The 21,206-nt window shown below is 42.2% G+C and carries 17 protein-coding genes; 10 read left to right on the top strand and 7 right to left on the bottom strand.

Annotation, left to right across the window (positions count from 1 at the left end; translation table 11 throughout):
• Nucleotides 1–155: 155 nt before the first annotated feature.
• Nucleotides 156–1,040, bottom strand: coding sequence for a LysR family transcriptional regulator (locus tag A7P54_RS15655; RefSeq protein ID WP_004803082.1), 885 nt, complete (start codon nucleotides 1,038–1,040; stop codon nucleotides 156–158).
• 505 nt (nucleotides 1,041–1,545) lie between these two features.
• Between A7P54_RS15655 and A7P54_RS15650 the strand changes: the two genes are divergently transcribed.
• Both A7P54_RS15650 and A7P54_RS15645 read left to right on the top strand, forming a co-directional pair.
• Complete coding sequence (locus A7P54_RS15650; RefSeq protein ID WP_216077139.1) at nucleotides 1,546–2,970, top strand: GntP family permease; 1,425 nt, start codon at nucleotides 1,546–1,548, stop codon at nucleotides 2,968–2,970.
• A gap of 72 nt (nucleotides 2,971–3,042) precedes the next feature.
• Nucleotides 3,043–3,828: a 3-hydroxybutyrate dehydrogenase gene (locus A7P54_RS15645; RefSeq protein ID WP_171550119.1), complete on the top strand. Its 786-nt coding sequence runs from the start codon at nucleotides 3,043–3,045 to the stop codon at nucleotides 3,826–3,828.
• Between the two features lie 65 nt (nucleotides 3,829–3,893).
• Here A7P54_RS15645 and A7P54_RS15640 read toward each other — a convergent pair whose 3' ends face one another.
• Complete coding sequence (locus A7P54_RS15640) at nucleotides 3,894–4,502, bottom strand: hypothetical protein (RefSeq protein ID WP_171550118.1); 609 nt, start codon at nucleotides 4,500–4,502, stop codon at nucleotides 3,894–3,896.
• 163 nt (nucleotides 4,503–4,665) lie between these two features.
• Here A7P54_RS15640 and A7P54_RS15635 point away from each other — a divergent pair, with 163 nt between their 5' ends.
• From A7P54_RS15635 to A7P54_RS15625, 3 genes are all read left to right on the top strand, one after another.
• On the top strand, nucleotides 4,666–5,253 hold the full coding sequence (locus A7P54_RS15635) for a hypothetical protein (protein ID WP_171550117.1): 588 nt from the start codon (nucleotides 4,666–4,668) through the stop codon (nucleotides 5,251–5,253).
• A gap of 103 nt (nucleotides 5,254–5,356) precedes the next feature.
• On the top strand, nucleotides 5,357–6,376 hold the full coding sequence (locus A7P54_RS15630; protein ID WP_171550116.1) for a molecular chaperone DnaJ: 1,020 nt from the start codon (nucleotides 5,357–5,359) through the stop codon (nucleotides 6,374–6,376).
• A gap of 129 nt (nucleotides 6,377–6,505) precedes the next feature.
• On the top strand, nucleotides 6,506–6,877 hold the full coding sequence (locus tag A7P54_RS15625) for an endonuclease domain-containing protein (protein WP_171550115.1): 372 nt from the start codon (nucleotides 6,506–6,508) through the stop codon (nucleotides 6,875–6,877).
• Nucleotides 6,878–7,035: 158 nt separating this feature from the next.
• On the opposite strand, the gene A7P54_RS15620 is transcribed toward A7P54_RS15625, so the two are convergent.
• Nucleotides 7,036–9,936 (bottom strand): valine--tRNA ligase, encoded by a 2,901-nt coding sequence (locus A7P54_RS15620; protein ID WP_171550114.1) that lies wholly within the window; start codon nucleotides 9,934–9,936, stop codon nucleotides 7,036–7,038.
• A 372-nt stretch (nucleotides 9,937–10,308) separates the two neighbouring features.
• On the opposite strand from A7P54_RS15620, the gene A7P54_RS15615 reads away from it, so the two are divergent.
• From A7P54_RS15615 to A7P54_RS15595, 5 genes are all read left to right on the top strand, one after another.
• Nucleotides 10,309–10,989: a hypothetical protein gene (locus A7P54_RS15615; protein ID WP_171550113.1), complete on the top strand. Its 681-nt coding sequence runs from the start codon at nucleotides 10,309–10,311 to the stop codon at nucleotides 10,987–10,989.
• A 113-nt stretch (nucleotides 10,990–11,102) separates the two neighbouring features.
• The gene (locus A7P54_RS15610; RefSeq protein WP_159414388.1) at nucleotides 11,103–11,765 is read left to right on the top strand and encodes a hypothetical protein; all 663 of its coding nucleotides are present in this window, start codon (nucleotides 11,103–11,105) and stop codon (nucleotides 11,763–11,765) included.
• A gap of 13 nt (nucleotides 11,766–11,778) precedes the next feature.
• Nucleotides 11,779–12,585 (top strand): SDR family NAD(P)-dependent oxidoreductase, encoded by an 807-nt coding sequence (locus A7P54_RS15605; protein WP_171550112.1) that lies wholly within the window; start codon nucleotides 11,779–11,781, stop codon nucleotides 12,583–12,585.
• A gap of 395 nt (nucleotides 12,586–12,980) precedes the next feature.
• On the top strand, nucleotides 12,981–13,691 hold the full coding sequence (locus tag A7P54_RS15600; RefSeq protein WP_171550111.1) for a diphthine--ammonia ligase: 711 nt from the start codon (nucleotides 12,981–12,983) through the stop codon (nucleotides 13,689–13,691).
• Between the two features lie 232 nt (nucleotides 13,692–13,923).
• Complete coding sequence (locus tag A7P54_RS15595; protein WP_171550110.1) at nucleotides 13,924–15,552, top strand: OFA family MFS transporter; 1,629 nt, start codon at nucleotides 13,924–13,926, stop codon at nucleotides 15,550–15,552.
• 89 nt (nucleotides 15,553–15,641) lie between these two features.
• On the opposite strand, the gene A7P54_RS15590 is transcribed toward A7P54_RS15595, so the two are convergent.
• The 4 genes from A7P54_RS15590 to A7P54_RS15575 form a co-directional block, all read right to left on the bottom strand.
• Nucleotides 15,642–16,085 carry a YbjQ family protein gene (locus A7P54_RS15590; RefSeq protein ID WP_171550109.1) on the bottom strand — a complete coding sequence of 148 codons (444 nt, stop codon included), beginning with the start codon at nucleotides 16,083–16,085 and terminating at the stop codon, nucleotides 15,642–15,644.
• An 8-nt stretch (nucleotides 16,086–16,093) separates the two neighbouring features.
• A complete protein-coding gene (locus A7P54_RS15585) occupies nucleotides 16,094–16,444 on the bottom strand; it encodes a YbjQ family protein (RefSeq protein WP_171550296.1) in 351 nt (116 codons plus the stop codon).
• A gap of 107 nt (nucleotides 16,445–16,551) precedes the next feature.
• Complete coding sequence (gene adeK, locus A7P54_RS15580) at nucleotides 16,552–18,015, bottom strand: multidrug efflux RND transporter AdeIJK outer membrane channel subunit AdeK (protein ID WP_171550295.1); 1,464 nt, start codon at nucleotides 18,013–18,015, stop codon at nucleotides 16,552–16,554.
• A 5-nt stretch (nucleotides 18,016–18,020) separates the two neighbouring features.
• The gene (locus tag A7P54_RS15575) at nucleotides 18,021–21,194 is read right to left on the bottom strand and encodes an efflux RND transporter permease subunit (RefSeq protein WP_171550108.1); all 3,174 of its coding nucleotides are present in this window, start codon (nucleotides 21,192–21,194) and stop codon (nucleotides 18,021–18,023) included.
• Nucleotides 21,195–21,206 lie beyond the last annotated feature (12 nt).

Raw genomic sequence — 21,206 nt, 5'->3', positions numbered from 1 at the left:
TTTCTAATAGTTTTAGCACTCAGGGATTATTTACAGAAGTTTAAATTTTTAAAGGATTAATGAGGGAAACTCATTAATACAATAAATTTCATCTATTTCACTCAAAACTGGCGTTATAACAGGGGAGTCTGTCTTGGTGTATCAGCCGAAAGGACTTAGCCAAAATCATGTTGTAGCAAGATCTCGATAAACTCGGCTGAGATATTGGAAAGCTCAAAGTCTTTTTTATAGACAATGCCAATCGCTTGCGGCAGTTTGCCGTCCTCAATTTCAATTAAGACATTATGTTCCTTATCGATAAAATTCTGAAAATGACGGGGGATGGCACTGACCCCCATATCCAATGCGACAAAGCTGGAGAGGGAGCTGATCTGATGACATTCAACTTTTAAATCTAAAGTCAGATGGTTTTTAAGACAGTTTTCTTCAATCAGGTGTCGAACGATCGAGGGATGTTGCAAGGTCACAAAGGGATTGGCACAGAGTTGTTTCCAACTGATCGAATCCGCGCTTGCCAAAGGATGAGTCTTTGGTAAGAGCGCAAGGAAATCTTCCTCAAATAAAGGTTTAAATTCCAGTTGATCATTGCGTGGTGGTTCAAAGCAGATACCAATTTCAAAAATGCCATCCTGAACGTTTTCCAGTACTTTTTCATTGGGAATGTCATGAATAGAAAAACTGATATTGGGGTGTTTGGCTAAGAAGCTATGAATCACTTGCGGCAAAATCGCATGGGTGACAAAGGGCATCGAGGCAATATTGAGGGTGCCGCGATTGAGTTTAAATCGTTGCTTGACGTCTTTTTCCATATCTTCCCAATTGGCCAGTAATTTCTTGGCATAGGGGATCAATGATTTTCCTTCTTGTGTTAGTTCAACCCGACGGGTATTACGTTTAAACAGCTTGCCGCCCAGTTCTTCTTCCAGTGATTTGATACTTAGACTTAAAGCAGATTGACTGAGATGCAATTCAGCAGAGGCATTTGCATAATTCAGGGTACGAGTCAAAGCCAGAAATGCTTTGAGTTGCTTTAAAGTCATGGTGGACGACCTATGCGGAAAGTTTTTGATTTATATGCTGTAATTTATAAAAAAAACAGCACATTGTGACTGGCATTTTTGTTAATTCGGTGGCGAGAGGCAAGCTGTTTATTTTTAAAAATTTGACATGCGATTATTGATTTATTTTATCTCAATATCGAAAAATGGATTTTAAAAAGAATAAGCTAAATATAATTTGATGAGATTGATGAGTATTTTTGAATAGTTAATTTGTTTTATTAATCAATTAAATTTTTTGGTATTAATTTGTGTATTATATTGATTTTTAATAATAATTAAAATTATGTGTTTTGTTTTAATGGTCTTGTTTTTTGTGATTTTAATGCTATTTTAAAATACGTTTTAACATGCGTCATGGTTTTAGATTCAGTACTGCAATCGGCAGTATTTTGATTTTATTTATGGTTAGGATAACCACCACACAGTATAAAAAAAATAATTTGGTTGACCCTGACATATATTCTTTGGAATGGAGTAAAAGAATATGTGGGACTTATTTGTCATTCTGCTGTCTTTAGGCTTGCTGATGTACACGGCCTATCGCGGTTTTTCCGTGATTCTCATGGCGCCGTTATGTGCATTGCTCGCGGTTTTTCTGATTAACCCTGCCAATGTGCTGCCATTTTATTCGGGCGTTTTCATGCCGAAGATGGTCAATTTCATTAAAGACTATTTCTTGGTGTTCTTGCTGGGTGCAATCTTTGGCAAAGTGGTAGAAATGTCAGGTATTGCCGAGTCCATTGCCCGTACCATTGTCAATTTGATTGGCGCAAAGAAAGCCATTTTAACCGTGGTTTTACTCGGTGCCATTCTGACTTATAGTGGTGTCAGTCTGTTTGTGGCGGTATTTGCGATTTATCCATTTGCCAATCAGTTGTTCCAACAAGCCAATATTCCAAAACGTTTGATTCCCGGCACTATTGCCCTAGGCGCATTTACATTCACCATGGATGCTTTGCCGGGTACACCGCAAATTCAAAACGTGATTCCAACCACCTTCTTTGGCACCAATATTTATGCAGCGCCGTTTTTAGGTGTCATTGGGGCGATTTTCGTCTTGAGCATGGGTCTACTCTATCTGGAATCACGCCGTAAAGCTGCGGCTCGTGCAGGTGAAGGTTATGCTGGTTTTGCTGCTGAAGATGCAGTCACACCAGCGACTGCCGATGTTGAACAATCTACGCAGCACAATGGTTCAGTACTACGTCAATGTATGGCCTTTGTGCCGTTGATTTTGGTTGCAGTGATGAACCGTTATCTATCCACAGCCATCAAAGAATGGTATCCAAATGGCTTTGATTTTAATGCAATTGGTCTCGCCAACTACACTGTTGATGTGGCAAAAACAGGCGCAATCTGGGCAGTCGGCTTGGCCTTGATTGTCGGGATTATTGCTGCGATCTTGTTTGATTATCGGCGCGTGGTGACCAACTTTAAAGAAGGCGTCAATGCCAGTATCAGTGGTTCATTATTGGCGGTGATGAATACCGCTTCTGAATATGGTTTTGGTGCGATTATTGCGGCATTACCGGGCTTTGCTTTGATTAGTCATGCACTCGGTACGACCTTTACCAATCCTTTGGTCAATGGTGCGGTGACCACGACCGTATTGGCGGGGATTACAGGTTCGGCATCGGGCGGGATGAGTATTGCTTTGAGTGCGATGGCAGAAACCTATAACGCTGCTATTGTGGCGGCAGGCATTCCACCAGAAGTGATGCATCGTGTGGTGGCGATGGCATCGGGCGGTATGGACACGCTCCCACATAATGGCGCGGTAATTACCTTGCTTGCAGTCACAGGTTTAACCCATAAGCAATCCTATAAAGATATTTTTGCGGTCACTATTATTAAAACCTTGGCAGTATTTGTGGTGATTGCTGCATTTACATGGTTCGGTATTGTCTAAGTTGAATTTTAATTTGAGCTTGCCAGTAGTGGCGGGTGAACAATCAAAATGATTAAGAATAGGAGTAGCACAATGACTCAACAACTCGAAGCCAAAGTGGCCTTTATTACAGGTTCGGCTAGTGGGATTGGTTTGGAAATTGCGAAAAAATTTGCTCAGGAAGGCTCGAAAGTGGTGATTTCTGATGTCAATGCAGAGAAATGTCAGCAAGCAGTGGAGCAGTTAAAACAGCAGGGTTTTGAGGCTTTGTCTGCGCCTTGTGATGTGACTGATGAGCAAGCTTATAAAGCGGCGATTGATTTGACCACGCAAACTTTTGGGCGTTTGGATATCCTGATCAATAATGCAGGTTTTCAGCATGTCGCTGCAATTGAAGACTTCTCCACTGATATTTATCAGAAACTGGTACAGGTGATGCTGACAGGTTCATTTATCGGAATTAAGCACACATTTCCGATTATGAAAGCACAACAATATGGCCGTATTATCAATATGTCTTCGATCAATGGCCTGATTGGTTTTGCGGGTAAGGCGGGCTATAACAGTGCCAAGCATGGGGTGATTGGTTTAACTAAAGTGGCAGCTTTGGAATGTGCCCGTGACGGCATTACCGTAAATGCTTTATGTCCGGGCTATGTGGATACGCCATTGGTGCGAGGGCAGATTGCGGATTTGGCGAAAACCCGTAATGTGAATCTGGAAAGTGCTTTGGAAGATGTGATTTTGGCGATGGTGCCACAGAAGCGTCTACTTAGCGTTGAAGAAATTGCCGACTATGCGATTTTCTTAGCCAGCAACAAAGGCGCAGGGATTACAGGACAGGCGGTGGTGATGGATGGTGGTTATACCGCACAGTAATCTGTTTACGTGATTGAAAAAGCCGCTCAATTGGGCGGCTTTTGTTATGAAATGGAAATTAGGATTTAGCACAGCGCGATTCGTTTAATTTTTTCATCTGTTAAGAAAAATACAGATGTTGCACAGGTTTCTTCTAAAACATTGACAGAAATGCCATCACCCTTGAACTTTAGATAATGTTTTGGGTCAATTTGCTCATCAGCTAAGATATTTCCATCTTCATCAAAGCGATAGTCTTCATCCACGTAAATATCTGTTTTAGGTGCAACTTCAAAAGTTCCGAAAATATCGAGGTCATAATCTTTATCTGTATTTTCGTAGTAATAAACTTTGTCGCTATTTGAGATACGGAATTCAAAGAGATATTTCATTCCTTTTTTATTTGGGTTTTTCAGCACTCGAAAAGTATCCAGATCTCCATCGCCATCAAAATCAATAAACAAAGGCTTTTTGAGATGGGTTGTATCAACTGAATAGCCTTTTGGTAGTGGAGTTGAATTATTGGCGAGATAATCGGATTCGGGGGTAGCGGGAATAAGCACAGGTTCTGATACGGCTTGGGTTTGTTGAGTTGCTTTTGGTGTGGGTTGATCGCCTTCCGATGAAGGCTTCGGTTTTTCATTACATCCAGCGAGCAAAATAAATGAGGTGAGTAATAGGACTTTATTCTTCATAAAATTAGAGTATTTAAATGATGATGTATATAACAGATTTTAGCTTAAAAATTGGGTCTGTCATTTTTAATGTTGAATTCAAATTGAGGAGTATGAGGACTTTTTTTAGTCACTCAATTTTTAAGATAGAATGAGTCAACCTTTAATTCTAATACGACTTCATATGAACAATAAATTCGCCAACTTTTGTATTATATCCTTATGTTTAACTCAGCTGAGCCACGCTGAAGCAACGCCATTCAAGATGTATCAATCTGAGCCGTTACATTGTGGTGAAGCAACTTTTCAAGTGATTTCATCCTGTTTTGATCCAGATGAAGGCGCGCTGAGAGGAAGTGGTGGCGTCATGCGTGAATCTTGTCAATCCAGTCATTTGTTGGTGAGTTGGAAAGGACAGCAAAAGCAGATTGATTTTCCAATCGCAACAGCAGAGCAAGCGCAGCAATTAAAAAGCAAAGGCTATACGTTGCAAAAAGTGATTCGCCAAGGGGATTGGTCACCACAAAGTTTGGCTTGTGGTCAGGTCAAAGGCATTTCAGGCTATTTTGTGGTGGTCAATCAAGCAACCACCAATGATTTGAATCAAGAATACTTAGGTAAAGGGTCACTGAGCGAAGAGCCTGTGTTACTGAATTTGAATGGCAGCATGACCAGTGATGTACTTAGACAAAAAATCTATCCCTTGCTGAAACAAGATAAAGTTAAAATCACCAAGGTCGTTTCAGCCAATGCCTTATTTGGCGATGAGTAAAGCTTAGTTAAGCGATTTGTTTGTCCAAACACGATATTGAAAGTGTTTGCTGACTTTGTTGGTTGATTATTGCTACACTTTTTAATTTTTAGGCGGCAGCATTATGTCCTTTGATCTCAAAGTCAATTTAAAGCAAAGGGCTCAACCTTCTGCACAGCAGAAGAAGCTGAATCGCCTGATTGATCAAATAGAACAGCAAAAAATCAGCCTTGCCACATGGCAAAACGCTCAAGCCGAGATTCAACAGCACACACGGCAAAAGCTGATGCCTGTGTATAGTGAATTGCATGAAGTCTTGTTTCAGCAGTTAGATCAGCTTTGGACGCTGTTACAGCAGCATGAGTTTTCCAAAGCGGATATGCAACAACTGGATGAAAAAATTGCTCAGCTTGCCCAAATGTTAAAGCGCTCCAAAATGTTAAAGGATGAACAGCTAAGATTAGTGAAGCAGATCGATACCTTTTATCAGCAACATGCACAGCAATCGCTTAAAAAGAATAAAAAAGTACAGTCAGCTGAGTTTGAATTCAATGAAAGTTCTGAGCAAAGTGTAGAACTAGAACAAGATGACTTTGAGCAGTATGCTGTTGAGCAACAACAGGCTAGGGAACAGGCCAAGCAACTGAGACAACAGCAGAAAAGAGAACAAGCTGAGCAGATGGCAGCACAATCGTTGAAAACGGTGTATTTAAAAATAGCAGCGATGATTCATCCTGACCGTGAGCAAGACGAGACCAAAAAAGAAGAAAAAACTGAGTTGTTCCAGCAGGCAAGTCAGGCTTATGAGCAGCAGGATTTGTTTTATTTGCTCAAGCTTCAATTACAGCTTGAACAGAACAAAGGTGTTGGCGCTAAAGAGTTATCAGCAGAGCAAGTGAAGTTTTATAAACTGGCTTTGGATGCACAAAGTCAGCAACTCGAAAGTCAAATTGATGAGATTTTGGATTCTTTTCAGTTGGCGAAAAAAGTCAAAGCCGAGCATCTGCATATTGGTGATGTATATAAAGCTATAGATGCGGATTGTGCTGAGTTAAAGCAGCAGTTGAAGTGGGAAAAAGAACGTTTAAAGCATATGAAAAAGCTGAGTGGGGTGGAGATGTTGTTGGGGCATGGGGTGCTGTAACCTCTCCCTAACCCTCTCCTAGAAGGAGAGGGCATGTTGCGTATCGAATAACTATCAAATTCACAAAGGATGCTCCCTCTCCCTCAGGGAGAGGGCTGGGGTGAGGGTAATTAAAATGGAAAATAAAAAATGAAACTAGACCCACAATTATTAGAATTCGCCAAAGCTATGCGTAGTAATGCAACAGATGCTGAACATTTGATGTGGCAATTACTTCGGGCTAAACGATTTATGAATCTGAAATTTCGCAGACAGCATGTGATTGCACCTTATATTGTGGATTTTTACTGTCATGAATTGGGTTTGGTGATCGAACTAGATGGCAGCCAGCATGGAGCTAAAGATGCGATTGAATATGATGCTGAACGAACCAAGTTTTTAGAGGCTCTGGATTTAACAGTGGTACGGTATTGGAACCATGAAATTTTGAAAAATACTGAGAGAGTTTTGGATGATTTATGGAATAAATGTTGTGCACTTTCTAATAAGACCTCTCCCTAACCCTCTCCTCAAAGGAGAGGGAATATCGCATATCAGCTATAGGGCAACATTTCGTAACTTGAAAGGAATCTAAGAACTTAAAACTTGGATTTATTTTTAATATAAAGGGCTGAATAATCAGCCCTTTATACAATACATTAGATCAAAAATGCAACACATTAAAGCGCAGCAATCTGCTCCATACTTTGCTTAATTTTCGCTAACTGATCAGCAAACTCAGCCAATTTCACTTTTTCACCTTCAACAACTGCTGCTGGTGCTTTCGCTACGAAACCTTCATTCGAAAGTTTATTGGCAATTTGATCATGTTGCTTTTGAACTTTATCCAAGTCTTTCTGCAAACGACCCAATTCAGCTTTAGGATCAATCAAACCTTTCATTGGTACAAATACTGATGCATGGCTGACAACGCTAGAACAAGACAACGGTGGTTCTTGCTCATTGCTTAAGAACTCGATGCTTTCAACTTTAGCGAGTGCTTTGAATAAAGCTTCGATACGGATGATTTGCTCACGCTCAGCATCAGAAATATTCTTGAGTAATACAGGCAATAAACGCGCATTACCTAAGCCCATTTCACCACGAATATTACGTACCGCACCAATCAAACCTTGTAACCACTGCATGTCTGCTTCAGCTTGATCATTCACTTTCGCTTGATCAGGAACAGGGTATTGTGCAGTCATAATCGTAGCACCGCCTTTGCCTAACATCGGCGCAAGCGTTTGCCAGATTTCTTCAGTCAAATACGGCATCAACGGATGTGCTAAACGTAAAGAGGCTTCCATCACCGCAAGTAATACACGGCGAACTTCCGCTTTACGCTCTTCAGATACATTGGCATCGTTTAGAACTGGTTTGGTTAATTCAACATACCAGTCACAGTATTCATTCCAGATAAAGTCATATATCGCTTGTGCAGCAAGGTCTAAACGATAGGTAGCGAATGCTTGATGTACAGCAGCTTCTGCTTTTTGCAGACGGCTCATGATCCATTTTTCTGGAAGTTCCCACAGCTCAGGACGCGCTTCTTGAGCAACCGTTTGACCTTCAACATTCATCAACACGAAACGGGTTGCGTTCCAGATCTTGTTGGCAAAGTTACGGTAGCCTTCAACACGTTTCATATCGAACTTAATGTCACGACCTGTATTGGCAAGCGCACAGAACGTGAAACGAACTGCATCGGTACCGTAAGCTTGAATGCCTTCTGGGAATTCTTTACGGGTTGATTTCTCAATCTTCGCCGCTTGTTTCGGGTTCATCAGACCCGTCGTACGTTTTTGTACTAAAGTCTCAAGGTCAACACCGTCAATTAGGTCTAATGGGTCAAGCACGTTGCCCTTAGACTTCGACATTTTTTGACCTTCGCCATCACGAACCAGACCGTGAACATACACCGTTTTAAACGGTACTTGTGGCGTACCATCTTCATTCTTCATGAAGTGCATCGTAAACATGATCATACGCGCAACCCAGAAGAAGATGATATCAAAACCAGTCACCAATACATCAGTTGGGTGGAAGGTATTGAGGAAATAGTTTTCCGCATCTTTCTTGGCATCGCCAGTCCAACCTAAGGTTGAGAAGGTCCACAGCGCAGAAGAGAACCAAGTATCCAGTACGTCTTCATCTTGGTTTAACACAACATCAGCAGGGATGTTGTTTTTGGCACGGACTTCAGCTTCGTCACGACCGACATAGATGTTGCCTTCAGCATCGTACCAAGCTGGGATACGGTGACCCCACCAAAGTTGACGAGAGATACACCAGTCTTGGATGTTGTTCATCCACGCCATGTACATGTTGCTGTATTGCTCAGGAACAAACTTGATACGACCATCTTGAACCGCTTCAATTGCAGGTTGCGCCAATGGTGCAATTTTTACATACCATTGATCTGTCAATAATGGCTCAACAATCACACCTGAACGGTCACCACGAGGTGGTTTAAGCGTATAAGGTTGGATTTGATCCAACCAGCCTTCAGCTTCTGCTTGTTCAACCAGTTTTTTACGTGCTTCAAAACGCTCTAAACCAATATAGTCCGAAGGCGCAGGGATGGTTTTAGAAATTTGCTCGCCCGCTTTGGCGATATATTCAAACTCAGCCAATACTTCTGCATTTTTATTGAAGATATTGATGATTGGTAATTCACAACGCTTACCGACTTCATAGTCGTTAAAGTCATGTGCAGGGGTGATTTTTACACAGCCTGTACCGAATTCTTTATCTACATATTCATCTTTAACGATTGGAACAGCACGACCTGTAATTGGCAGGATAATGTTCTGACCTACAAGGTGCGTATAGCGTTCATCATCCAGTGCCACAGCAACAGCGGTATCACCTAACAAGGTTTCAGGACGAGTCGTGGCAACAACGATGTGGTCTTTACCATCATGGGTACGGAGGTTTTTATCTTCAAAGAAATATTTGAAGTGCCACAATGAACCTGCTTCTTCTTTATCTGATTCAACTTCTAGGTCTGATAGCGCCGTTTGTAGTTTCGGGTCCCAGTTAACCAGACGTTTGCCGCGGTAGATCAAGCCATCTTCATGCAGTTTTACGAAGACTTCTTTTACTGCATTGGACAAACCTTCATCCATCGTGAAGCGTTCACGCGACCAGTCGACTGACGAACCTAAACGACGAATCTGACGGGTGATGGTGTCGCCTGATTGCTCTTTCCATTCCCAGATTTTTTCGATGAACTTTTCACGACCTAAGTCATGACGGCTGACACCTTGTGCACCCAATTGACGCTCGACCACCATCTGCGTTGCAATCCCCGCATGGTCAGTTCCTGGTTGCCATAACGTATTTTTACCCATCATACGGTTGTAACGGGTCAGTGCATCCATGATGGCATTGTTAAAGCCATGTCCCATGTGCAAGCTACCGGTGACGTTCGGTGGTGGAATCATGATACAGAATGATTCACCTTGACCTGATGGTTTGAAATAACCTTGTTGTTCCCAGATTTGATACCATTTCTTTTCGATCTCGGTTGGATCGTAAGTGGTTGCAATATTTTGAGCAGATTGAGCGTCAGTCATAGTACAGAAGATTAAAATTGAATAAAAAATTAGATCTATTGTAGCAAAAAATCCTCGCTTCTGTAGGCATTTCAGCCATGCCAAGTGTTAATGCGAAAAGCTGCTTAAATAATGTCTGAATTGCTGTTTTTTGAGCTTTTATAGAGGGGATGTTGAATACAGCTTCATAATGTGGCTTTTATGACCGATGATCGCCAGCTCAATCAAGATAAATGCTTTATAGACTTCGTTTTTTTCGGGAAAAACCGATGGAAGGCGTTGGATTTTTATATAAATAGGATTAGATTTGTGTAATGCATCACATAACTTAAAAATATTGATGCTTAAAACAACAATATAAGAATGCGAAAAACTAAAAAAGGGATGCTTCTCATGAGTTATTCAATCCTGTTGAAAATTAATGACGTCACGCATGGACAATTTGAAACCATCCGCCAACAGCTCAATGCTGGTACGCATGAGAGCCAATCCCGTATCTTGGGTGAGGTGTTATCCGAAATTGCCTGTGAGATTGTCGAGCAAGTGTTTTCAGTACTCTTGATTCAAAATCGTCAGCCGACGCAGCTCACCCAGAAAAATACTGCTGAATCTGAAAGAGTGATTCAACAGATCATTGCTGCGGTGCGTAAATATATGCCGTGGTCGATTGCTTTTTTTGGGAATGAGCGTCTGTGTCCCTTTGCCAATTACTTTTCCAATATGATCAAGTATCACGATGAGCAGGTTTATGTATCTTATCCGATTGATCGACAATTGGTACAGCAGGCACATACATTGGTCACCCAACTCAAGAATAATGAAATCAGTGATATGGTCGATGTGTTTCAAACCCTGATTCAAATCGTGGATTTGGGGGTGACCAGTTTGATTCGTGAACCAAAAAAATGTCTCAACTTTAATACCGTGGTGGATAAAACCTTAAATGGGGTGATCAATATGACTGCTCATTTAAGTTATAAGCGTTTAGAGAAAATGGGTAATCAAGTGGATAGCAATGCAGCAACCGATTGCGTCAATCATTTTTTAGCATTTATGCATGTCGATACAGAATAGAGTGTGCTAAATTCGGCGTGTACAACGCCAAAAATGATAGAAAAATAGATTTGATAAAAGGGCTTGTTTAACAAGCTCTTTTTTTATGGAATCTTACAATTAGGGTTATTAAAATGAACACCGCCGTTTTTTTAAATATTCATGCGGATACTTATGCAAGGTTTGCACATATTCGAGCGCAATTATTGCAAGGACATAAAGAAAGTCAGGCCAATGCTTTGGGCAGTGTATTGTCTGAAATGGCTTGTGAAGTGATTGAACAAGTATTTATGGTGCTGTTACAAGAAAATCAGCAGTATTCACAAACGGGTGAATCTGAAAAAGTGATTCAGCAAATTTTGGAAGCAATTCGCAAATATATGCCGTGGTCGATTTCATTTTTTGGCAATGACCGTTTAATCCCTTTGGTGGAATACCTCTCTAAAACCTTACAACTTGAAGATGAACAGGTATATATGACTTATCCTGTTGAGCAGCATTTGGCTCAGAAGGTCATCGCTTCTAGCCAAAAGTTGGCAGGCGGAGATCATCGAGAAATTTCAAATGCACTCAAACTTCTCACCGAAGTCATTGATGCTGGCGTCACTCATTTGATTCGTGAACCAAAAAAATGTCTCAAGTTCAATTTTGTGGTCGATAAAACCCTCAATGGGGTGATTAATATGACCACACATTTGGGTTATAAGCGTTTGGAAAAATTAGGCACGCAAATTGATCAGCAAGTCGCGGCAACATATGTAGATTACTTCCTGAAATTTATGCGTCATCAAGCATAGGTAGGACATGGACATGGCAAAACTCAAAACTCTTGAAAATAAAGTGGTCTGGATTACAGGTGCTTCATCTGGCTTAGGCAAAGCTTTGGCTCGTGAATGTGCGTTGCAAGGTGCACAAGTGGTGCTGACCTCGCGTCGTTATGATGAACTGGAAGCAGTACGAGTAGGTTTACTTAAACCTGAACAGCATCTTTCGATTGCCGCAGATATTACCGATGAAGCTCAAGTCCGCCATGCGCATGAACAGGTCTTGGCCTGTAAAGGACGTATTGACTGGCTGATCAATAATGCAGGTTTGAGTCAACGTGCCTTGATTCAAGACACCACCATGCAAACTGAACGTGCCATCATGGAGGTTGACTACTTTTCACAGGTCTTTTTTACCAAAACAGTACTGCCAACCTTGTTAAAACAAAAAACAGGGCGAGTGGTATTTGTTTCCAGTGTCGCGGGCTTATTAGGCACCCAATATCGTGCCACGTATTCTGCGGCTAAGGCGGCGATTCATATGTGGGCCAACAGTTTGCGTGCTGAAGTCGCGAATGATGGTGTTGAAGTTTCGGTGGTCTTCCCTGGCTTTGTTAAAACCAATGTCTCTTTTAATGCCTTAAATGGTGAAGGCAAGCCTCAAGGTCATCAGGATGAAGCTATTGAAAATGGTTTAGATGCTGATGTATTTGCTGAGCGTGTGGTGGAATCCTTGATGGCAGGCGAGCAATATATTGTGGTCGGTGGGAAAAAAGAACAATTGGGTGTGTTGGTTTCTCGATTGTCACCAAACTTGTTGTATAAGATGATTCGCAAAATGAAAGTGAAGTAAAGGTGGAAGATAGTCCAAATTTATCTCAGCCATCTTCAAGCCATCGAGTATCAATTACATTGATTGTAAGTTATTTGTTGCTTAGTTTACCTGCTAGTTTTTTGATGGGTGGGCTAGTAAGTCAGTTATTTACAATCATGGCTCCTCTTTTCGGAAATACAAAGAGTGATGCTTGGATTGGCGTATTTATACTGTCTGTCCCATCAATCTTGTTGGCTTGCCTCATTGCATTGCCGATTATAATCAAAAAAGCATGTCACATTTTATCGACTGTTGTTTGGGTATTGGGTTGCTTAACTTTATTTTTGGTTTTATATCTCACAAGCGTTTTTCACTAGACTGAAATAATTGAAAATAGAGTAGAGTTTAGATGCTCTATTGAATGGTATGGTCAAATGACAATCAATAATCGTAAGAAAGCCGTTTTTAATTGGAGCGGTGGTAAAGACTCTTCATTGGCACTGTATAAAGTCTTACAGCAAAATGAATTTGAGGTGGTTGCTTTATTAACCACGGTCAATGAAGAAACAGCGTTGTCATCCATGCACGCCATTCCGCATGCATTGCTTGAAAAGCAGGCTGAAAGTATTGGTATTCCACTCTATCCTGTATTTCTACCGAAAAATCTACCTGTCTATGAGCAACGTATGCTCGATGCAGCCAATCATTTTAAGGCACACGGCGTTGAGCACTTTATCTTTGGTGATATTTACCTCAGCGATGTACGCAAATATCGTGAAGACCGTTTGCATCCTTTAGGTATTGAAGTGGTTGAGCCGATATGGAATCTGAACTCGCTTGAAGTGATGCAGGACTTTTTGGATTCAGGCATTAAAACCAAGATCATCGTGACCGATGCTAGTAAGCTGGATGAGTCGTTTATTGGACAGGATATCGATGCAGCTTTGCTTGAGCGGATGCCTAGCGATGTTGATGTTTGTGGTGAAAACGGGGAATACCATACTTTTGCTTATGCAGGCGGTTTATTCAAACATGCTGTTGAATTTGAAATTGCTGAAACTCGAAAAATGTCATACCAGTTTAAGTTAGAAGATGGGGAAGAGAAAACCTATCATTATTGGCAAGCGATCTTTGCCGAGTCCTAAGCAAATATTCTGTGCATGGCACAGGATATTTTTAAAAATCATTAAATCTGTTATGTACTATTTATTAAAAAAAGCTACTTGATAAGAACAAGATATTTTTTGCACAATCATTTGATTGGTCTTCACTGAAAAATAAGCATAATACCAAGCTCTGGCATCAGCGCGAATCGCTGCCTAGACCCAAATGAATAATACTAACTTCTCTTTAGCAGTGAAGGTATGGAGATTGTACATGGAAAGACGACTTTCACTTCTGGCCAAGGAACGCACGATTGCCCATTCTGGTTATAACCGATGGCTATTGCCTCCTGCCGCGTTAGCGATTCATCTCAGTATTGGTATGGCATATGGCTTTTCCGTGTTCTGGTTGCCATTATCCAAAGCATTGGGAATTGATGCCCCGATCGAATGTAAAAATATAGGTCTGCTTGAGCAGTTGTTCACGACAACCTGCGACTGGAGTGTGTCTACATTAAGCATTATGTACACGCTATTTTTTGTCTTTTTGGGTTCATCCGCATTTTTGTTTGGTGGTTGGCTTGAACATGCAGGACCGCGAAAGGCAGGCGTGGTTGCTGCATTTTGCTGGGCAAGTGGTTTGATCTTATCTGCGCTGGGTGTTTATACGCATCAGTTGTGGTTATTGTGGTTGGGAGGTGGAATAGGGGGCATCGGGCTTGGGCTTGGCTATATTTCACCTGTATCTACCCTGATTAAATGGTTTCCAGACCGTCGTGGTTTAGCAACAGGTCTTGCCATTATGGGCTTTGGTGGAGGCGCCATGATTGGTGCGCCATTGGCAGATAAGCTAATGAAGTTCTTTGCAACGGATACCTCTGTGGGTGTCTGGCAAACGTTTTTGGTACTGGCTGCCGTTTATTTTATTTTTATGATTGGCGGTGCCTTCGGTTACCGCATTCCGCCTTCAAATTGGAAGCCGAGTGGCTGGCAACCGACAGTAACGCAGGCGACGGGTCTTGTGACCAATCGTCATGTGCATTTAAATAAGGCATGGAAAACCAAACAGTTCTGGTTGATTTGGGGTGTACTCTGTTTAAACGTTTCTGCTGGTATTGGCATTTTAGCAATGGCTTCGCCGTTGTTACAGGAGGTATTTGGCGGACGCCTCATCGGCTTAGATGTGGGAATTAATGAATTAAACGCGGACCAAAAAATGCAGATTGCAACTTTTGCAGCAGGCTTCACGGGTTTACTGTCCTTATTTAATATTGCTGGGCGCTTCTTCTGGGCATCGACATCGGACTTTATTGGTCGTAAAAACACATATTTTATTTTTCTCGCATTGGGCTTTTTGTTGTATGTCTCGATTCCACATTTGGCACATGCCGAAAATTTGCCATTATTCGTTTTAGCCTTCTGTGTCATCCTGTCGATGTATGGTGGTGGTTTTGCCACTGTACCTGCTTATTTGGCTGATATTTTCGGCACACAAATGGTTGGGGCTATTCATGGGCGTTTGCTTACCGCATGGTCTGTGGCAGGCGTATTTGGAACCTTACTGATTACCAATATTCGAGATTATCAACTGGCACATGGCGTAGCTCAAGCGCAATCTTATGACACGACGATGTATATTTTGGCAGCTATGTTAGCGATTGGATTTGTACTCAATTTAATGGTCAAACCAGTTGATGAAGATAAATACATGACAGAGGCTGAATTGGCTGCTGAAAAGGCTTTGGCACATGAGAAATTACCGCAAGATTTAAGCCTGAATCATGATGTAGCATATGCGCCATCCAAAACAATTACTGTGGTACTTGCTTGGTTGGTTGTGGGTCTCCCTTTGTTGGCAGGGATTTGGTTTACCTTACAAAAGGCGATCGTTTTATTTCATTAACTTTAAAATCTAAGCGATAAAAATGCCTCATGATTTGAGGCATTTTTATTTTATGGGTACGACAGTAATTCCCCAATAGGCGACTGTCATCAATGAGGAGCGTTTACAATGGCTGTTCCATAAGCAAACACTTCAACCATTCCACCTTGCATACCCAATTCAGTGGTACTGAGTCGAACCCCCATAATATGGTTCGCACCCATGGCATGCGCTTCTTGCTTAAGGCGAATCACAGCTTCACGACGCGCCCGTTCCACCACACTTTCATAGCTGACTAGACGTCCACCAAAGAAGTTTCGAATGGTTGCCAGTACATATTTAAAATAATCGTGAGAGATTACCACATTGCTGCTGACCATTTGCCCGTAGGCTGAGGTTTCGACAAAGCGATTGGTATCAATACGGATATGGGAAAATTGCTTTTCTTTTTGATCCAGCTCGCGCAAATGTTTTTGCTCGATATGACGACCAAAACCCCAACCGACAGAGAATAGGATTAGAAACAGGACAATCTGAAAAATGAATCCATCCATAATTTTGCCTATACGCCGAATGGATCAGGAAGTTTAGGCGCAACAGGCTGTACCACCACGGCTGTGCCGTAAACAAATAGCTCTGATGCACCTTGGGCAATATTCGAGGTTGAGAAACGAATACCGACAATCGCATTGGCACCTAACGCTTTGGCCTTATCAATCATACGTTGTGTGGCTTCCTGACGTGATTCTTCCAACAATTCGGTATAACCCGTCAACTCACCACCCACAATATTCTTTAAACCTGCCATCAAATCACGGCCCACATGTTTACTGCGAACGGTGCTGCCATACACCACATCTAGCTGGCGTAAAATTTCATGGCCCGGTACAGACTCTAAACTGCTTAGTAACATTGTATTTTCTAAATCATCAATATATTCAGTTTGAAGATAAGAAATATTGGCAATGGTTGCAATAAAAAAGCTCACCGAAGTGAGCTTTTTTATGCGCAAAAATGAAATTATTTTTTTGCGTAATGTTGTTCAGAACTTGAAGGCTGATGCGTTACCGTTTCACTGCTAGAGGCTTTGAGGCCACCGCCTAAAGTTTTGTACAGTTCAACTTGGTTGTTGAGGTTGGCTTGTTGTAATAACAGCAAACCTTGCTCAGCTGAATAAGCAGAACGTTGTGCATCCAATACGGTTAAATAGCTGTCAATACCAGCACGGAAGCGGGCATTTGAAAGCTTGTATGTTGTATTGGTAGCATCAACCAAACGGCGTTGAGCGGTTAAACGGTCGCCAATGTTGGCACGCGTCGCCAAAGCATCATTCACTTCACGGAAAGCGGACTGAACTGATTTTTCATAGTTAGCCAGTGCAATTTTCTGATCGGTTTCAGAGATTTTGATATTGGCTTTACGTGTACCCCAGTCAAAAATTGGGATATTCAGGCTTGGACCAATAGACCAGACACCATTACCCGCTTTGAACAGATCGCTCAAGTCAGTTGAGGCATAACCCGCAGAACCTGTCAGGCTGATAGTTGGGAACAGTTGAGCTTTAGCAGCCCCAATATTCGCACCCGCAGCACTTAACTGGTATTCAGATGCTTTCACATCTGGGCGGTTGTTGAGCAAGTCACTTGGTAGGCCAGCACTAAACACGCTTTGTTGTGTAATACGCGCCACTTGTTGTTGAGGGAGCAAGTTCTGAGGAACGGGCTGACCAACAAGCAAGTTCAACAAGTTTTGTGCTTGAGCAACTTGAGTCTTGTAGTTCGCAACATCATTACGTGCAGTTTCAACCGAAATTTGTGCCTGACGCACAGGGATTTCGCTATCAATACCCACATCGAAACGTTTCTTGTTCAAGTTAAACGAGTCTTGTTGGGCTTTCAGCGTTTGATCCGCAAGTTTCAATTGTGCATTCGCGTATGAGTAGTTTAACCATGCTTGAGTGACTTGGCTGATTAAACTGATCTGCGTTGCATCACGTGAGCTTTGTGTTGCGAGGTAGCTATCTAAAGCTGCATCTTTCAAGCTACGTACACGACCCCAAAAATCCAATTCATATGACGTTAAGCCTAAGCCAACTTGATAGGTTGAATACGGATTATTTGGGTCACGGGTAGGGGTCACTTGACGAACTGCACTACCACTTGCACCAATCGTTGGTAATTGGTTGTTTTCCGAGATTTGGTATTGCTGTTGTGCTTTTTGAATATTCAAAGCCGCAGTACGTAAATCACGGTTATTGGCAAGCGCCAGATCAATCACTTGTAGTAAACGCTGATCAGCAAAGAAATCTTTGTAACCTTGTTCTGCAATTGATGTTCCAGAAGCATTGCCATAAGACGCGAAGCTTTCAGGAACATCTGAGCTTACTACAGGCTCTGGCCCGCGCATGCTTTGGCAGGCAGCCAAAGACAGCGCGAGTGCAGAGATTGCAATGCCACGACTGGAAATAGACCATACAGTTTGCATCACGATCAATGCTCCTGAGTATTTAAAGTTTTAGGTTTGTACTTAAAGATACTACGAATCCACACGAAGAATACAGGGATAAAGAAGATACCTAAAAGAGTTGAAGAAATTACACCACCAAGTACACCATAACCGACTGAGTGTTGGCTACCAGCACCCGCACCGCTTGCCAAGGCTAATGGTAATACACCAAAACCAAATGCAAGTGTGGTCATGATAATTGGGCGTAAACGCATTTTTGCAGCATGTAATGTTGCTTCAAAGAGCTCTTCGCCTTGTTCCTGTAATTCTTTCGCAAATTCGACGATCAAGATCGCATTCTTCGCTGAAAGACCAATTACGGCAACAATCGCAACCTGGAAGTAAATGTTAAAGGATAAGTTTGGATCACCTTTAATCAGCATACCTAACCATGTCAAGGTAAATGCACCTACGATACCTAAAGGTACAACCAGTAATACCGAAACAGGTACTGACCAGCTTTCATAGAGAGCAGCAAGACATAGGAATACGATTAATAATGAAAGAACCAACAGAGGAGCCGTTTGGCTACCAGAATCACGTTCTTCTAAAGATAAACCTGTCCATTCATAGTCGAAACCAGTTAAGCCCATAGAGGGTAACTTACCAATGATTTCTTCCATCGCTAACATTGCATCACCAGAGCTAACACCCGGTGCAGGCGTACCTTGAATGTTAACAGATGATACGCCGTTATAACGCTCTAGACGTGGTGAACCATAAGTCCATTCACCTTTGGCAAAGCCAGAGAAAGGAACCATTTCGCCTTTGTTGTTACGGACATACCACTTGTTCAAGTCTTCAGGCATCATACGAGTATCCGCTTCGCCTTGGACATAAACTTTCTTCACACGACCACGGTCAACGAAGTCATTGATATACGAACCACCCCAAGCCATGCTCATGGTGCTATTAATATCAGCGATACTGACACCCATTGCACCTGCTTGCGCTTGATCAATGGTGATCTGGTACTGAGGTGTATCTTCTTGACCATTTGGACGTACACCTGCAAGACGTTTATCTTGAGATGCCATACCTAAAATCGCATTACGAGCAGCAATCAGCTTTTCATGCCCTTGACCGCTTGCATCTTTCAACTGGATATCGAAACCAGAAGCGACACCCAATTCAGGCATTGCAGGTAACTGTAATGGCATGATGTAAGACGCATCTTTCACAATCATGTTCAATGCCATACCACGTTGAATGATGGCACCAATCTGCGATTCTGGTGTAGTACGTTCGCTCCAGTCTTTTAATTTAATAAAGGCAAGACCTGCGTTTTGACCCACCCCTGTGAATGAGAAACCAGCAACTGTAAAGATCGACTCTACATTTTCTTTTTCCTTATTCAAGAAGTAGCCTGTCATGGTATCAATGACTTTATCGGTACGTTCCAAGCTCGCACTTGGTGGCAACTGAACTAAGGTCATGACCACACCTTGGTCTTCTTCTGGTAAGAAAGAAGATGGCAATACTTTGTAGATACCAACCAATGCTGCGATGACAGCAATATAAAGCACACCAGAGAATAACTTATGGTGGGTCATACGATTGACACCGCCTTGGTATTTCTCTGAAAGTTTTTCAAAGCTGCGGTTAAACCAACGGAAGAAACGCGCAAAAATGTTGTTGCTTTCCTGCTTGTTTGGATCATGTTGTTTTAACAAGGTCGCACACAGGGCAGGGGTAAAGGTCAATGCTACGATCAAAGACAGGATCATCGCGGTAACCAGCGTGATCGAGAATTGGCGATAAATCACCCCAGTGGTTCCACTAAAGAACGCCATTGGTACGAATACCGCTGTTAATACACTGGTAATACCGATCAAGGCACCTGAAATCTGACTCATCGACTTTTCAGTCGCAGGGACTGGTTCCAGATGTTCTTCCTGCATCACCCGTTCAACGTTCTCAACCACGACGATAGCGTCATCCACCAACAGACCAATGGCCAGTACCATTGCAAACATGGTAAGGGTGTTGATTGAGAAGCCGAAGATATTAATCACGGCAAAGGTACCCAATACCACCACTGGTACGGCCAATGTCGGAATAATCGTTGCACGCCAGTTCTGCAAGAACAAGAACATCACGATGAATACCAAGACAACGGCTTCAATTAGTGTGTGTACAACACTTTCAATTGAGAGACGAATAAATGGTGTGGTGTCATATGCCAGCTTGTCTTTTAAACCGCTTGGATAGTTATGACGTAACTCAGATAAACGTTTTTCAACTGCAGCCGCAGTATCCAAGGCATTGGCACCTGTTGCCAATTTAATTGCGACACCACCTGCAGGGTTGCCATTAAACTTCGAGTCAAATTGATAGTTATCTGAACCGAGTTCGACACGTGCAACATCACCTAAACGAACTTGAGCACCACCTGAAGTATTTTTCAGGAAGATGTTTTTAAACTGTTCAGGAGTTTGCAACATGGTTTGTGCATTCACCGTTGCGTTGAGTACTTGACCTGCTGTCGATGGTGCACCACCGAGCTGACCAACTGCAACTTGCGAGTTTTGTGCACGAATGGCTGTTGCAACATCATTTGGCGTCAAGTTAAAGCTAGTGAGTTTTGCCGGATCTAACCAGATACGCATTGCGTATGAACCACCAAACACTTGGAGTTCACCCACACCCGCCACACGACTGAGTGGCTCAGAAATATTTGAGTTCACATAGTCTTTAATGTCAGATGCAGAAAGGCTGTTATCTGGTGAGTAAAAGGCAATCACTTGCATGAAGCTTGCGCCAGACTTAGTCACCTTTACACCTTGACGTTGTACGTCAGCAGGTAAAAGTGCAGTGGCTGATTGCAGTTTGTTTTGAACCTGAACTTGGGCGATATCAGGATCGATACCTTGTGCAAAGTTCAAGTTAATCGATGCTTGACCATTACCCGCACTGTTCGATGAAATGTAACGTAAACCATCCAAACCATTCATTTGTTGTTCAATGATTTGGGTGACCGTATTTTCAACAGTTTGAGCAGAAGCCCCAGGATAAGTTGCAGAAATCGTTACCGTGGGGGGGGCAATTGTCGGATATTGTGCAACTGGCATTTTTGTCAGCGTGATAATACCCGCCAACATAATGACCAGTGCGATCACCCAAGCGAAAATTGGGCGATGGATAAAAAATTGAGCCATGCAATCTACCCC

The sequence above is a fragment of the Acinetobacter sp. Ac_3412 genome (genome assembly GCF_013072675.1).
GTDB lineage: Bacteria > Pseudomonadota > Gammaproteobacteria > Pseudomonadales > Moraxellaceae > Acinetobacter > Acinetobacter higginsii.
Note: the sequence above shows the minus strand (reverse complement) of the source record. Positions and strands in the feature narration are given on the sequence as shown.